The organism is Pseudomonas sp. LG1E9 (assembly GCF_003290225.1).
GTDB classification, from domain to species: Bacteria; Pseudomonadota; Gammaproteobacteria; order Pseudomonadales; family Pseudomonadaceae; genus Aquipseudomonas; species Aquipseudomonas cyclaminis.
Window position 1 is genome coordinate 2,512,350 of sequence record NZ_CP029983.1, and the last position, 14,451, is coordinate 2,526,800.

Annotated in this window: 11 protein-coding genes; 4 read left to right on the forward strand and 7 right to left on the reverse strand. The window is 52.0% G+C overall.

Annotated elements, in window-relative coordinates:
• Window positions 1-2 precede the first annotated feature (2 nt).
• From DNK50_RS11840 to DNK50_RS11870, 7 genes are all read right to left on the reverse strand, one after another.
• Complete coding sequence (locus tag DNK50_RS11840) at window positions 3-1,595, reverse strand: membrane protein insertase YidC (protein WP_112194164.1); 1,593 nt, start codon at window positions 1,593-1,595, stop codon at window positions 3-5.
• Window positions 1,596-1,713: 118 nt separating this feature from the next.
• Complete coding sequence (locus DNK50_RS11845; RefSeq protein WP_112194166.1) at window positions 1,714-1,941, reverse strand: hypothetical protein; 228 nt, start codon at window positions 1,939-1,941, stop codon at window positions 1,714-1,716.
• A gap of 13 nt (window positions 1,942-1,954) precedes the next feature.
• The gene (locus tag DNK50_RS11850; RefSeq protein WP_112194167.1) at window positions 1,955-3,103 is read right to left on the reverse strand and encodes a CDP-glycerol glycerophosphotransferase family protein; all 1,149 of its coding nucleotides are present in this window, start codon (window positions 3,101-3,103) and stop codon (window positions 1,955-1,957) included.
• Window positions 3,104-3,105: 2 nt separating this feature from the next.
• Entirely contained in the window at window positions 3,106-3,885 is a 780-nt protein-coding gene (locus tag DNK50_RS11855; protein ID WP_112194168.1) for an NTP transferase domain-containing protein, read from the reverse strand.
• A complete protein-coding gene (locus DNK50_RS11860; protein WP_112194169.1) occupies window positions 3,876-4,523 on the reverse strand; it encodes a gamma-glutamyl-gamma-aminobutyrate hydrolase family protein in 648 nt (215 codons plus the stop codon). The genes DNK50_RS11855 and DNK50_RS11860 overlap by 10 nt, the downstream gene beginning before the upstream one ends.
• Entirely contained in the window at window positions 4,523-7,576 is a 3,054-nt protein-coding gene (locus tag DNK50_RS11865; RefSeq protein WP_112194170.1) for a PEP/pyruvate-binding domain-containing protein, read from the reverse strand. Before DNK50_RS11865 ends, DNK50_RS11860 begins: the two co-directional genes overlap by 1 nt.
• Before the next feature lie 40 nt (window positions 7,577-7,616).
• On the reverse strand, window positions 7,617-9,722 hold the full coding sequence (locus tag DNK50_RS11870; RefSeq protein ID WP_112194171.1) for a sulfatase-like hydrolase/transferase: 2,106 nt from the start codon (window positions 9,720-9,722) through the stop codon (window positions 7,617-7,619).
• 524 nt (window positions 9,723-10,246) lie between these two features.
• Between DNK50_RS11870 and DNK50_RS11875 the strand changes: the two genes are divergently transcribed.
• Genes DNK50_RS11875 through rfbH form a run of 4 tightly spaced genes read left to right on the forward strand, consistent with a single transcriptional unit; the run spans window position 10,247 to window position 14,451 of the window.
• On the forward strand, window positions 10,247-11,236 hold the full coding sequence (locus DNK50_RS11875) for an FAD-binding oxidoreductase (RefSeq protein ID WP_112194172.1): 990 nt from the start codon (window positions 10,247-10,249) through the stop codon (window positions 11,234-11,236).
• Window positions 11,237-11,249: 13 nt separating this feature from the next.
• On the forward strand, window positions 11,250-12,023 hold the full coding sequence (gene rfbF / locus DNK50_RS11880; protein ID WP_112194173.1) for a glucose-1-phosphate cytidylyltransferase: 774 nt from the start codon (window positions 11,250-11,252) through the stop codon (window positions 12,021-12,023).
• A gap of 2 nt (window positions 12,024-12,025) precedes the next feature.
• Window positions 12,026-13,111 (forward strand): CDP-glucose 4,6-dehydratase, encoded by a 1,086-nt coding sequence (gene rfbG / locus DNK50_RS11885; RefSeq protein WP_112196925.1) that lies wholly within the window; start codon window positions 12,026-12,028, stop codon window positions 13,109-13,111.
• A gap of 26 nt (window positions 13,112-13,137) precedes the next feature.
• Entirely contained in the window at window positions 13,138-14,451 is a 1,314-nt protein-coding gene (gene rfbH / locus DNK50_RS11890; RefSeq protein ID WP_112194176.1) for a lipopolysaccharide biosynthesis protein RfbH, read from the forward strand.

A 14,451-nucleotide genomic window follows, 5' to 3' on the forward strand; every position in this document is an offset into this window, starting at 1 on the left:
GGTTATGCAGCCTTTGTTATTTTTTGATGGGCGACTTGCAAGATGTTAGCGACAGTCCAGTACAATACCATCCCAGAGGGAAAAGAGTAGAACAGTAGGAAAAACCCTAGTCCCATCAATCCAGTAGTAAGGTGTTGGCGTAGAACTGATTGCCCATCTTGCGTCGGTGTTGGGTTCAGCTTTATGCTCAATATTGTCGTAAGTGACATCAGTACGGGAAGTAAATTGAAATAGGCGCCAAACAGTGGAAGGTCTACCCCTAGCGAAAATAATTGGTCTGGTTCAGCCAATGTTTTTATCCACAAGAAAGGCGCATCTCTCAGTTCGAATGTCTGGCCCAGCAGGTGATACAGTGAAATAAATATGGGCACCTGAATCAATACGATCAATAGTGGTTTCAGTCCTGCCAGCGGGTTTACTTTATGGTGCTCATAAAGTTGAAGAATTCTCTCGCTTTGCTCTCCTCCTTTATACCTTTTTCTGATTTCTTGTAGCTCAGGCTGGATGCGGGCTTGAATAGCGGCGAACTTCTTTTGTGCCAGAATTGCATTCTTGGCGATTGGGTATACCGCCATGCGCACGAGCACCGCAAGCAGGATGATCGCAACGCCCCAATTTCCTACGATTCCCTGAATAAAATGCAGCAAATGCATGATGGTCAAACTCAACCAACGCATCCAACCCCACAGATTGGAGAACAACAGCCCGCTTAACTCGGGTGCTTGAACTGTTAGTGCCGAGTAGGCTTTGCCGCCGCCAAAAACGTTCCATTGATAAGACTGCTGGGGGGGGCTGCCCGACTCCCGAATAGGTAGTTGAACATTGATTGAAGTTTCGAATTCGCTCGGTTCAGCCGCACCCTCCGTGGGCTGCGGTAGGCTGGCAAGCCAGCCCGCACGTCTCGCTAAATCGTTGGAGGGGGCCATGATCAGCGCCAGGTATCGGCTTTGTAGGCCGACCCAAGTCCACTGGACTGCATCGCTGGATGCATAACCACCCGGTTGGTCTGTGTGGTTTAGCCGAAGAGTGGTAATGCCTTCTGGGTTGCTATAGACGACCTCGGTAAACGAGTAGATGTCTTGCCCCATGCCTAAACCCGTGGCAGGCGTTTCACCAATGCCGGGGCCAATTTCCAGGGTCAGTTGATCCGTCTGTCTAGGCGGTAGGTTTTCTAGGTTCAGATCCAGAAAGAAATCCACACGCCACTGGTTTTCCAGCAGGCGCCAGGTTTTTCTGATACTGAAAGGTAGGTCAGGACTTTCCAGGCCAAGCACGATGGAGTTGGGTTGCTGTTCGACGACCCTCCATCCGCCCGCGATTTTTTCCCAGTCAGAAAGAGGTTTTCCGCCCAGCTCGCCACGCAGCAAAAACAGTTGTCCTTTGGGGGCAGCCATGTCCTGTGCTTGTCCAGATGCCCCGTGGAGTTGTGGCAGCGTCCAGTGTTCGACTGCGCCTGATGATAAATTGAAGCCCAAATGCACGTTCGCATTTGAAAGCTGGGTTGTTGGTGTATTTATTGCCTGCGCTACCGGAGTAAGCAGGAGCATTAACCAACAAAGCCAATTGCGCGAAGTACGATTTTTAAACGTGGGCATAAGAACAACTTTTGGCTGCGTTTGACGGGAGGGTATTTCAGATCGCAGGCGAGCTAATCCGCGCAAGCGCCAGGCGCGCTAAACGATTGCGGCTGGCTGCTTGCGGATACGGTTTAACTTATTTTTTCTCAGTATCAGTTTCTTTTTTCATGACATCTTTGCGTAGCCCGAGTAGGCGCAGCAGTCGGTGCCAATATAGTTTCATGACCATCGCGATTGCGGCCAATGCACCCAAGATGCCCTGTAACATGGCACTGCCGGTACCTGGATCAAGGTAGGCGAATGCATTAATTGGCAACAGGGCCAGGCACAGCAAGGCGACCATTGAGAAGTTAGAATTTTTCATGAACTACACCCCATTATTGCTTAGTTAAAGACACCAAATAGGCAGCGGCTGTTTCGCCACTTTTCCCTGTGTTATAGATCCAGCGCTCACGTGCATCTTTCAGTGCTGTTTGCCATTTTTTCGATTCCGCAGCCACGGTGCATGCAATCTCCCCCAGCTGCGCTAATTTATCTGTTGTTACCACAACGCCCAGGTGTTCACGTGCTTGAACTTCAATAGGTTCAATACCCATGGCGGCGTATTTCGGATTGAGTACCTTGCGTGGCACGTCGATAAAGATGATAGGGCGTTCCAGTCCCAATGAAAACTCCAAGGCAGCGCCGGACCAATCGCTGAGCATAATATCCGATTCAAGCAGCGAGGTGGTGGCGTCGGCGTTCTCATCCAGCCGGAACCGAGGATCGTCGATATAGGGTGCGATCATCTTGTCCAGCATCTCGGGATTTAATTTGCGCGTGCGTGGGTGCGGGCGTAAAACAACCCGCAGGCCCGCATCGATCAGCGGTTTGATCACGTCAAGGCCGTGGCGCTCAATCAGCCCATTCTCACCCCATGTCGGTGCGACCAGTATCTGGATGGGAGCTCCATGACGTTCGGGTGGGCCTTGGCGGCCGTTATCCAGAATCGTATCGAGACGCCCGTAACCATGCTCTATCAGTATTTTTTTAGGTAACCCGAGTTGTTGCTCCCTGGTTCTGGTTTCATTCACATGGTGAGGGCCCACGCATAGAATTGAATCAAAGTGATCAAATGCCGCTGCACGATAAATCATGTGTGTGCTGACGATTGAGTGATGCAGATACACATAATGGACCGAAAAAGGCGAGCGTTTGATATGAAAGCTCTGCAGGTCCGGCATGGTCATCAGCAGAACATCGGCGTCCAGGGTTGAAAAAAACAGTGTTCGCACGCTGCCTTCACCAACATAGAAGGAGCGCATTCCTGCCAGCGGCGTTTGCACCAATGGATCGTCTTCAGCTGATGTCACGTACAGGATGGGCGCGGCATGGTTCTCTTGAAGAGCCTTGTAGATTGGCTCGAAGTAAGTCCAGTAGCCACGCCCCTCGGAATAGAAAACCAGCGTGCGCTCTTTACGCGGGATGCGTTTGAATGCCTGCAAGCCGCTCCATTCACGGAGCATTCTGCGAAATGCCGTGAGCATGCTCAGTCCTTAAGTTGGATGAATGTATCCAGGCGCCCACTGCGAAGCAGGTCGTGATACTGGTTCAGGTCGTCGACGGTATCGACTTCCAGCCAGCCGTTATCAGTGAACGCAGCCCGGGCAGTCCATCCGGTGTCGATGAGGTGCTGCAAAAACGTGGTCATGTACATGTTGTCGAAATCCTTTCCGTCTCTTAAAACAGTGCGGTCCATCGCGTGCCAAGCGTCGCGAAACGCTTTTACAAAGCGTTTTTGGACCTTGATCAATCCCATGTACTGCCCTTGGACTTCGCTATAGCTTGTAGGTTTTTTGCCAAGCTCAGTGATGCAGTTATCGTTGTTGAGCTTCAAGGTCTCGGCATCGGAAAGAGGGTTTTCCATGCGCAGCTCCCAGAACCTGCGCCACTCTCGATCTATCGAGATTGCGAGTGGTGCTTCGGCGGCGAGCAAGCTTGCAAGAACTGAAGGCTCGTAGACGATGTCGCCGTATGCAATCAACAGGTCCTCTGCGTCATCCATCCATTCTTCTGCGCAGAACAACGTCGACACCATATTAGTGGTGGCGAAGTAGGGGTTGTGCAGTACTTCGACGCCTTGACCCTCAAGGCAGTCGGCTCGATAGCCACCTACCACGGCAATCGTGTGCAGTCCCGCAGCCCTCAAAACCTCCAATTGGCGATGTAGGAGAGGTCGCCCATTCAGTTCAACCAGGCACTTTGGCCGATCATTCGTGAACGGGCGTAGCCGTGTGCCTTGGCCAGCGGCGAGAATAATTACGCGCATGGTGTGTCCTTACCAAAAAAGATCTGACGAATAAGCTGAGCATCGTGAGTGGCGTTATCGGAGGGTCTCTCGGGATGCCACATGATGGCTGTCCAGGGTAGTTCGTTATGAACGAACGCTTCGATGGATCCGTCATCTGCCCAAGCCTGAGCAAGCAAGTTTTCTGCCAGACCATCAGGTCGAATGCCCCAGCCATGAAAGCTATTGACTCGTCTATAAGTGGCTAACAATGGTGCGCTAGCTGCAACGTTGATGGCGTGCACGCAGTTGACGTGTCCGACAAGCGGTGTGAGGTCGCCGCCCAGAAAGTGATTCAGCATCTGCATTCCGCGACAAACAGCCAGTACCGGCAGGGCCAGTTCTCTAGCCTTGGCCAACAGACAGGCTTCGACAGCATCACGTTCGGGTGAGGCATTGCTCGCAGCCGGGAGGTGGGAAAGATCATTGCCTCCACTCAGGATCAGGCCGGTAACATTCTGACGTTCGAACCAGCCGCTAACGGATGACATTCCGTTGGGCACGGGTACCAAATCGATACCAAGTCCTTCCATCAACGTAGACCAGCGCTGGTCAAGGCAATCGCGCTGTTCGTCGTATCCAGGGATCCGTTCGACGCGTTGGGTGATCGCAATACGCATTACCGGATCACTCTGATCGTACGGTTGCCAGCATCCAATTCCAGCCCTTGGGCCGCTGCCAGTACGCGGTACTGCGTTTCGCCGATCCCTAACGCCGCGGGTAGTCCGAACTCTGCCGCACGAATGGCCATGTGCGAGTTGGCACCGCCATACATGGTGATCAAGCCAGCAATCTGTCTGCCGAATAGCCAGTCGAAACCTGGATCAGCCTGGGGGATCATTGCGATTTTCCCAACAAGGTCTTGCTCGGCCGTGCTTTGGCTCAGGTCTACGCAGTTGCCTCGCACCAGGCCAGTGCCTACGAAATTGGGTTGCGTGGCTGGATAGAGGAATACGTTGAAATCCTCTGCGGTACACAACAAGGGTGGAAGTTCGATAACTTGAATTTGCTCATGTTCGGTTCTGCCTTTATTGGCTGCTGCGAGCAAGTTCCGGCTGAGTTCCTTTGGATCTGACGTCGCTCCCCTCAGCGCCATGAGTTTATGGATTTCGATATGGGCCAAGTCTTCCCTTGAAATACCTAGGGGCTCGGCCCAGTCCACTAAGGCGTCCAGCGCCAAGGACAGGTTGCGGGTGAAAGCGAATTTGGCGTACTCGCGGCCCTCGATGGCCTCTCTTAAAAAGAGCTCCAGTTCGTCAGCGCTGCAGACGATTCCCTGTTCGTTCAGGGCGTTTGTAAATCGTAGTCGGGCTTGCTGCCACAATTGGCCACTGGCCAAGTGGGTCGACGCTTGCAGGGCTGCACTTTCGATGATGGGTGTCAGGTAGCGTTCAGGATCTGCACGATAGCTCAACGAATTAATGTCATAGGTGCCCGGACGCAGATGACCGTATTTGTGCACAAAGTCTTCGTTGCTCATCTTGCCGTTGAAGCAGCTAAACGCATCCTGAGTCAGCGTGTGACTGACAGTCCGGATTGAACTCAGGAAATCGTCCATTTCCATTTCGGTCAACACTCCGGTGCTGACCGCAGAGCGCAAGAAGGTAACGGCAACGAAAGCACTGCGCGCTAAATGTGCGAAAGGCAGGGTCCCGTATCGACGACAGTCGTGAAGCAGCGTCCAGACCTGTTCCAGCGGCGCAATAGGGTGTGCTGCCAGTTGTGCAAAACGCCGCTCCAGTTCATTGACAACTGCCAGGTCAGCACCGTTGCGTGAGAGGGCGTTCTGGCTGATTTCCCGTAGAGAGTCACGAAGTTGTTCAACTTCTTGTGGGGAAAAACCGCCCTCTGCAATCAGTCGCTGATGCCAGCGATCAAAGTCCAAGGCAAAACACGTGGGCACTACCTCAAACTCTACCTTGTCGTGAAGGTGTGGGTTGAGCTCCAGCCAATTCAGATAGAAGTCGACCAGCCGGCCTGCCAGTGCGTCGTCAAGACGTTGAGGGATGAACGAGTTGAAACTGGCGCGAATATCGACATAGGGGTGGCCGGCGAAACTGATCAACAGTGGCTGGGGCCGAACATCCCGGTAGCCGTACTCGGCGCGTTGAGTGGCCCACGTTTCATTCATGATCAGATATTGATAGAGACTAACGGAGAGTGCTGTCGGTTTGGTACCAATGATTTCGGCAGGGTTCCAGTCCGGCATGATCCCGAATATGCCCCGCTGCCCCACAATGAACGGTGCTGGTTGTTGCAGTCGGTTGAACACTGCGCGTGCATCGTCCAGGCGCGTCAGAATATCTTGGTCGCTGCCGTCCCACTTGGAATGGTCAACCGCGATCGGGCGAACCTGCAGGATGTGCAGCCCCGCGTCGGCGGTAATCGCAAATTCGACGTCGAGGGAATCGTAGCCCAGCAAGGATTCAATCTCTCGCAATGCAGGAAGCAGGCCTTGCATGCGCTCTGGAATGTTTGGACTGCGCGTGCACGCATCACGTCGTAACAAAAGAGTCTTGTCATCGTGGCTGCTGCCGCTGGTGATGGATTCGGTGCTGCCGCTGGTGTCATCGTAATTGACGACGTAATAAGGGGCTCCACTGCTCAAGCTACGTGTAAACACCACGCCACTGGCAAGTACCTTTTCCAGCATCGGTTGAACCAATACCTGATTGTCAGGGTTGGTATCACTATAAGAGGCAATCACATGCTCTATTGCGTCTCTCAGGCATGACGCATTGCGTCCGTCGATGTTCAACAGGCTGGTGTAGGCGCCCGCGTTGGAGTTGGCAAATCCGTCTTCGGACAGCGCACTACTGCGTACCACTAAGTGCTGATCGGGGAAGTCTCGCTGGATGGTGTCGATTAGCGAGTCGGGAATTTCCCGCCACTGGGCTACGGTGAAACTGACTTGGGCTTCAATCCTGCTGAGCGTGACCATTCGACGAAGGCGCCGCAGCGTTTGCGCCTTGGTGCCTAACACAAAGTGCGCCAAATCTTGAGGCGCATTGAGCTCAGCCCAATCGCCCTGCACATCTACCGCTTGTACATTCATCCCCTGGCAACGCAGCGCCTCGACGAGATCCGAGAGATGACCTTTTTGGAAGCGCTGCAGCAGGTCAACTTTGGATTCCTGCAAGTATTTGACGGCTCGGGGGCCGAAATGGACGCAGCCAACGAATTCCGCCGAGGCAAGGGTCGACGGAATATCTGGCCCCAGCCGTGTGATCAATTGCCCGAACAGGCACACCTTCTCGCTGCGCTCCAGATCCGAACGTGTCCGACCTGCGAAGCGGGTACGCCAATGGCTATCGACGGCAACACTGATGTCGGCCTGCGATGCCACCATCGTGTCGATCAGGCTGCGACGAAACAGGATGTCGGAGTAGGAGACCAGGCTCCTGGTTTTGTCGGTCAGATCGACTTGCAGAAATGAATAGGCGGATTGAGTCACCCGCCAGTCCGTGTTGATCCAATAATTGAACTCTGGGTAGCGTTCCTTGATTGAGTCGACCTTATAGCCGCCCACAAAATGAACATCCGGAGACCGTGAGCTCGTGGCGTGGAGCAGCCAGTCGATCACACGCGTGTGTCCGGAGGCGCTGCGTAACGCAGCGTGCTCATCACCTTGGAAGGGCTTACCTGCCCCGAGAAAAATTACGGCTGACTGCATGACTACCTTCTCGTTTTATCCATTAACCACTATAAACGCCCTATCGAGACTGGGCATTTTGAGTCCAGTAGCCAAATGCGTAGCACTGACGTACGGGATCCACCATCTCCGGGTTGAGCGTTGATGCGACAGAGCAGGACTGAGGAACTCCATGAGCAATGAGTTTATAGTCGGTGCCGTTTGACCAGTACAGATACTGCGGTAATGCGGTCGCGCTGAGCCCCGGATCCCGAGGTAGGGCATCAATGAAATCGGGTACCACACCTGAAATCCAGTTCTCTGATGAACGCCCCCAATCGGAGTGAATGCCGTCAAATCCCAAACTCTGAGGGTAGGCGCCATAAGCGGTATGGTAGGCGTCCAAGGTTTCTCGGATTTTATCCAAATGGGATTTGCGTTGCTTGAAATATGCCATTGGATTATCAAGCGTTACTTTTCCGGTGTCCTTGAGTGCCTGTTCAAAATTAATATTTCTTGGTAGGTCTATTGTGATTTGGGTGTCAAAATCAAAGGTTGAGGTCTCATCCTTTACTACGTCCATGTAAAGAATTTTAGCACTGTCTTCAGCTGTTGGATTTAATAGGTCGGTGCCCTTGTATTGGTCGCACGTCTGATGTTCTGGAGACTGCCGGCATAAAGTTTTTGCCAGGTCGCTCAGGCTGACAGGATTGTGATTATACGTAATTGTATCGTTGGAAGTAGAGTAAGGTTTAATCATGAGTAAGGGGCGATATCTATTGTATCCCCAGAGCGTATTGCCATTAAACTGAATGCCATCAAGTTTGTTGGAAGTTGGAGCGTCGTTAAAGTAGTCTGCAGTCGCGCCGTGATCGCTTTTTACGATAAAAAGTGTCTTGTCGTAAAGGTCAAGTGCTCGTAGTTTTTCAATAAGGTCGGCAGTTTGTCGGAGGGCGCAGTGTGTCTCGTTAACTAGGCCTGTGTAATTTTGATTTTTGTTAAACCACTCGCTGTCATTGCTTCGATAATTGCAAGCTTCATCAAGGTCAACCGGGAAGTGGGTATGTAAAAAATGCATATATCGAACAGTGCGCCTGCTATTGCCGCTATGTAGGGCCTGAGTGAGCGCAACCAGTTCATCGCTTTGTAGTGTACTCAGCGCGTCCCATGAAGCGCCTTTATGGTTGGCCGCTCTCTCCGCTTTGCCATCTCGTAAGTAGTTCAGCTGTATCGCATGAACCTCTGCGTTTACGATGGCTGCGATGATTGGGGAAGCCACGCGCGCTGCGATGTGGGGATAAAAACTCAAAGTGAGTGATATTTTTTCATCAAGGCTATTTGGCATGATAGTGCCTGGAACGATCACTTCTGACAGAGTCGTGTTGAAACTGCTATACATACCGTAGGTCATGACGTCAGAGTGCAAATTTTGCTCTCTAGCGATGGAGTTGGTTTTGTCTGAAAGTTTTTTTGAAAGGTCTTTTGAATCCGAGGAAAGTGCTCTAAAGTTTATATTCCCATAAAGCTCAGATCTAAGTGAGGCGACAGTTGCAGGAGCAAGTGATATGGCATTGTCATAGAATTGGAAATCTCGAAATGTGGACTTGAGCTCTGGGTTTTCTTCAATGACCTGTTTGGCAATTACACCGGCCAAACCATCGAAGCTGAGTACAATAATGTTGTCGGTGTTAGATAGCTCGGAAAATCGGGCAGATGACGAACCCGTTTCGTAAAGCGACGGTGCTGCGGCGGCTAGTGAAGTGGCTACCAGTATCAGCGCGAATATGTGAGTTGCTGGCTTTAGTTTTGTATAGGTCAATAGCGTGAGGATAATCGAAGCTGTTGCTGTCAGTGTAAGGTTGATGAAGTTGATAGGGAGCTCTTCTGGGGAAGTCATTCCGGCAGTGGCTGCAAGAGGCAGCATTAACCCGGAAATAGAGGACCAGAAAATTATGAAATGCAGAACCCCGAATGAAAGCCATTGAAGTTTTATTTTTGTTAGTAGTGTGGACGTTGCATATAGAAGTATGCTGAATATTGCCGTGATGATCAGAGAGGTAAAAAAGAAGTCTCTAATGCTGAAATTTATATCGTTAATCGATAAGTAAACTGAATATAAGGGAATCCATAAAAATAGGCACGATGCAGCGCAAAATGAAAGAATTGCACATTTGAAGTGTGAGGACATTTTTTTTCCCTAAAGTCCATTAAGTTTAGACGCATGTATTTTGTGTCGGAAAGATAATTCTATCGGCTTTCCAGCAGATTTTCCGCATTTCTCTTGGTTGAGGCGAGGTGATGACACACGTCAAATTCAGCTGAGCTTTTTCAGGCGGGTGGTGGGTGAGTGCTGGTTTGGCAAAATGTGCTGGTTTTTTTTTGCTCGACAGCTATATCGTTTGCGTATCCTGCTTGAGTGTGCATTCACGCTGCATGCTTCGAAGGGGCTGGCTGAGGTTACTAAAACAGAATTGTACACACTATAATCAAAAAATTACCGTTTCAGGTGCACATGCATGACAGCTTTTTTTGCTGTTGGGATTAAATTGGTCGGCAAGCTAAGGAGGCGTACATGGTAATGTGTACAGTTGAATTAGCCTCTCGCCTTCTGAATCGCAGAACGTCGGGTAACGCTCTGGGCGTGAGTTTTCTGAGCGGGCTGATCCGCTAAGCTGTTGTTTATATTATTTTTTTGAGCGAGCTGCAGGCGCAATGTCAACTATAACCTTGTCCAACCAAAAGACATTTCTCTGTGAGGCGGGCGTAACGCTTCTAGACAGTGCGAAAAAGCATGGCGTGACGCTTGAGTACAGCTGCCGTTCGGGGCGTTGTGGAATTTGCAAATCTCGCGCGGTGGGGGAGACGGAGGTTATCCGTCATGACGAGTCTGTTCTGTCCGCAGACGAGCTTCTGTCCGGCTACATCCTTACTTGCTGCCGAACGGCGTTGAGCGACGTATGCCTTGAGATCGAAGATCTGAGCCAATTTGCAGATATCACTAGCAAGACTCTTCCTTGTCGGGTGGACTCTTTCAAGCGTCTAGCTGACGATGTAATGCAGGTAATCCTGAGGGTGCCACCGAAAGACTCATTGAATTATCTGCCTGGCCAGTATGTTGACATCATCGGCAAGGGCGGTGTGAGAAGAAGTTACTCTCTCGCCAACGCGCCTCGGCAGGATGGGAAACTGGAGCTTCAGATCCGTCAGGTTTCTGCAGGCGTCATGAGTCGCTACTGGTTTGAGGAACTCGCCGCCAATGATTTGCTTCGGTTGGAGGGGCCGCAGGGCACGTTTGCTCTGCGCAATACTGAGCCGACAAATCTCATTTTTTTGGCGACTGGGACTGGCATCGCACCTGTGAAGGCCATTCTTGAGCAACTAATGGTTAACCCTGAGCAAGTGTCGAATAAAAAGATATGGGTGTATTGGGGGGGGCGGCACGCCGCAGATATCTATTGGCAGCCAGAGCTCGGACTGTTGCCGGTCAGCTTCATTCCGGTGCTTTCACGTCCAGATGGTAATTGGACCGGGCGCATAGGTTACGTGCAAGATGCGCTCGAGTGCGATGGGGTCGATTTGGCGAAGTCGGTGGTATACGCCTGCGGTTCCGAACAGATGATTCACTCGGCCAAAGAAAAGCTTGTGACGCTTGGCCTTCCACACAAAAATTTCTATTCCGACGCTTTTGTGAGCTCGAATTAATTAAGGATAAAAGATGAAAGCTGTGATTTTGGCTGGCGGATTAGGCACGCGTCTGAGTGAAGAAACCAGCACCCGGCCTAAACCGATGGTCGAGATTGGTGGTAAGCCAATTTTGTGGCACATCATGAAGATGTATTCGTCTCACGGTATTAACGATTTTATTATTTGCTGTGGCTATAAAGGCTACGTCATCAAAGAGTACTTCGCTAACTACTTCCTTCACATGTCGGACGTGACGTTCAACATGCGTGACAACACCATGCAAGTGCATGACAAGCGCGCCGAAGCCTGGAGTGTGACCCTGGTCGACACCGGCGATGAATCCATGACTGGCGGACGCCTTCGTCGGGTCGCCGACTACGTGAAGGATGAAGAGTCGTTCTGCTTCACCTATGGCGATGGTGTCGGCGATATCGATATCAGTGCATCCATTGCGTTCCACAAGCAGCACGGCAAGGCGGCGACACTCACAGCGACGTATCCGCCAGGGCGCTTTGGCGCATTGGACATTCGCCAAGGGCAGGTACTGAACTTCAAGGAAAAGCCTAAGGGCGACGGCGCTATGATCAATGGCGGCTTTTTTGTCTTGAACCCAGAAGTGTTGGATTACATCACCGACGACAGCAGTGTGTGGGAGCAGGAGCCCTTGATGAATCTGGCTGCCGAGAATCGGCTAATGGCTTTTGAGCATCAGGGGTTCTGGCAGCCGATGGACACCCTGCGCGACAAGCACCATCTCGAAGACCTCTGGACGTCGGGCAGGGCGCCCTGGAAAACTTGGGAGTGAAGATGAAAGCTACTGTCACACCTGACTTCTGGAAAGGTAAAAAGGTATTTCTGACTGGTCATACTGGCTTCAAGGGGAGCTGGCTTTCGCTATGGTTGCAGAGCATGGGCGCCGATTTGATGGGCTACGCTCTTGCGCCGCCCACGACGCCGGCCCTTTTTGACGAGGCCCGTGTCGGTGATGGCATGCAGTCGCACATTGGCGACATTAGAGACTTGCAGGCAATCACCCGCAGCATGGTCGACTATGGTCCGGATATCCTGATTCATATGGCTGCCCAGCCATTGGTCCGGCTGTCCTATAAACAACCGGTCGAGACCTATGCCACGAACGTGATGGGCACGGTGCACGTGCTTGAAGCGGCACGCCAATGCCCTGGCCTGAGGGCGATTGTCAACGTGACCACGGATAAGTGTTACGAAAACCGTGAGTGGGAATGGGGTTATCGGGAGGATGAACCCATGGGTGGGCATGATCCGTACAGCAACAGCAAAGGCTGTATGGAACTGGTCACTTCGGCTTATCGGAACTCATTTTTTTGCAAGGATCAACCCGTTGCCCTGGCATCTGCGCGGGCTGGCAATGTGATTGGTGGTGGCGATTGGGCGGAAGATCGTCTGATTCCAGATATACTCACCGCCTTTGAAAAGCAGCAACCAGTGGTTATCCGCAATCCCCAGGCAACCCGACCATGGCAGCATGTGCTGGAGCCACTAAGTGGCTATTTGGTATTGGCTGAGAATTTATGGGCGCGTGGTCAGGATGTCGCACAGGGCTGGAACTTCGGTCCTAAGGACGAAGATGCCCGCCCCGTGGACTGGATTTTGGACCATATGGTGAACACGTGGGGCGAGGGTGCAAGCTGGGCTTTGGACCGAAATCCCCAGCCTCATGAAGCTCGTTATTTAAAGCTCGACGTGTCAAAAGCCCGCGCACATCTGCACTGGTCGCCCACGTGGTCTTTGGAGACAACGCTGGCTTATATCGTGAAGTGGCACAGAGCTTGGCTCAGCGGAAATGACGTACACGCTCTGTGCCTCGCAGAAATCAATGCCTATATGGCCGCTATGTCTTCATGCGGCAAGTAACTCATATTTTTTAAGCAGGAAACGCTATGACACCCGATATGCTTCGCCAGGAAATCAGTAAGCTCGTTGAGCAGTACGCTCAAGTCGCCCTGGCGCCAAAACCTTTTGTGGCCGGTGAAAGCGTTATCCCGCCTTCGGGAAAAGTTATTGGGGCTCGCGAGCTGCAATTGATGGTTGAAGCCTCCCTGGATGGTTGGCTGACAACGGGTCGTTTCAATGCTGAGTTTGAGCGCAAGCTGGCTGAGTTCTTGGGCGTAAAGTTTGCGCTGTCGGTCAACTCGGGCTCTTCCGCCAACCTGGTTGCCTTCAGCACGCTGACGTCGCCCAAGCTGGGCGAGCGGGCAATCAAGAAGGGCGACGAAGTGATTGGCGTAGCCGCTGGCTTCCCGACCACGGTAAACCCAATTGTGCAGTTCGGCGCCATCCCAGTGTTTGTCGACGTCGATATGAAGACGCACAACATTGATGTGAGCCTGATCGAAGCTGCAATTACACCTAAGACCAAAGCCATCATGCTCGCCCATACACTGGGCAATCCTTTCGATTTGGGAGCGGTCAAAGCGATCTGTGAAAAGCATAACCTGTGGCTGATCGAGGACTGCTGTGACGCGCTGGGTGCTACGTACGACGGTAAGCTGGTCGGTACATTCGGTGATATCTGTACCCTGAGTTTTTACCCGGCTCACCACATCACGATGGGGGAGGGTGGCGCAGTATTCACTAACAGCCCACAGTTGAAAGTGATTGCCGAGTCCTTTCGCGACTGGGGCCGTGACTGCTATTGCGCGCCGGGTTGCGACAACACCTGTGGCGATCGTTTTGGCCAACAGTTCGGCAGCCTGCCGGCCGGTTACGACCATAAATACGTTTACGCGCACTTGGGTTACAACCTCAAGATCACCGATATGCAAGCTGCCTGTGGCCTCGCACAGCTGGATCGGGCTCAGGAGTTTATTGACACCCGCAAGCGCAACTATGTGCTGCTGAAAGAGCGGTTGAGCAGCCTGTCTGATTTCTTGGAAATTGCCGAACCTACGCCAAACAGTGATCCATCGTGGTTTGGATTCCCTATAACTCTGAAAGAGAGCGCGGGCGTCCAGCGTGTTGACCTGTTGAAGTTCCTGGATCAGAACAACATCGGTTCACGCCTGTTGTTCGCAGGCAACCTGACACGTCAACCTTACTTCCAGGGGCTTGAGTATCGCGTTGTCGGCGAGCTGACGAATACGGATCGCACAATGAACCAGACGTTCTGGCTGGGTATCTATCCTGGCTTGGGCTCGGAGCAGTTCGAGTATATTGGCGAGAAGCTGGAAGAGTTTTTCGGTATTAATTTTTAA

Excerpts from the sequence above, each read along its gene's own strand:
- DNK50_RS11840 (WP_112194164.1), bottom strand. The coding sequence starts at position 1,595 with ATGCCCACGTTTAAAAATCGTACTTCGCGCAATTGGCTTTGTTGGTTA.
- DNK50_RS11845 (WP_112194166.1), bottom strand. The coding sequence starts at position 1,941 with ATGAAAAATTCTAACTTCTCAATGGTCGCCTTGCTGTGCCTGGCCCTG.
- DNK50_RS11850 (WP_112194167.1), bottom strand. The coding sequence starts at position 3,103 with ATGCTCACGGCATTTCGCAGAATGCTCCGTGAATGGAGCGGCTTGCAG.
- DNK50_RS11855 (WP_112194168.1), bottom strand. The coding sequence starts at position 3,885 with ATGCGCGTAATTATTCTCGCCGCTGGCCAAGGCACACGGCTACGCCCG.
- DNK50_RS11860 (WP_112194169.1), bottom strand. The coding sequence starts at position 4,523 with ATGCGTATTGCGATCACCCAACGCGTCGAACGGATCCCTGGATACGAC.
- DNK50_RS11865 (WP_112194170.1), bottom strand. The coding sequence starts at position 7,576 with ATGCAGTCAGCCGTAATTTTTCTCGGGGCAGGTAAGCCCTTCCAAGGT.
- DNK50_RS11870 (WP_112194171.1), bottom strand. The coding sequence starts at position 9,722 with ATGTCCTCACACTTCAAATGTGCAATTCTTTCATTTTGCGCTGCATCG.
- DNK50_RS11875 (WP_112194172.1), top strand. The coding sequence starts at position 10,247 with ATGTCAACTATAACCTTGTCCAACCAAAAGACATTTCTCTGTGAGGCG.
- rfbF (WP_112194173.1), top strand. The coding sequence starts at position 11,250 with ATGAAAGCTGTGATTTTGGCTGGCGGATTAGGCACGCGTCTGAGTGAA.
- rfbG (WP_112196925.1), top strand. The coding sequence starts at position 12,026 with ATGAAAGCTACTGTCACACCTGACTTCTGGAAAGGTAAAAAGGTATTT.
- rfbH (WP_112194176.1), top strand. The coding sequence starts at position 13,138 with ATGACACCCGATATGCTTCGCCAGGAAATCAGTAAGCTCGTTGAGCAG.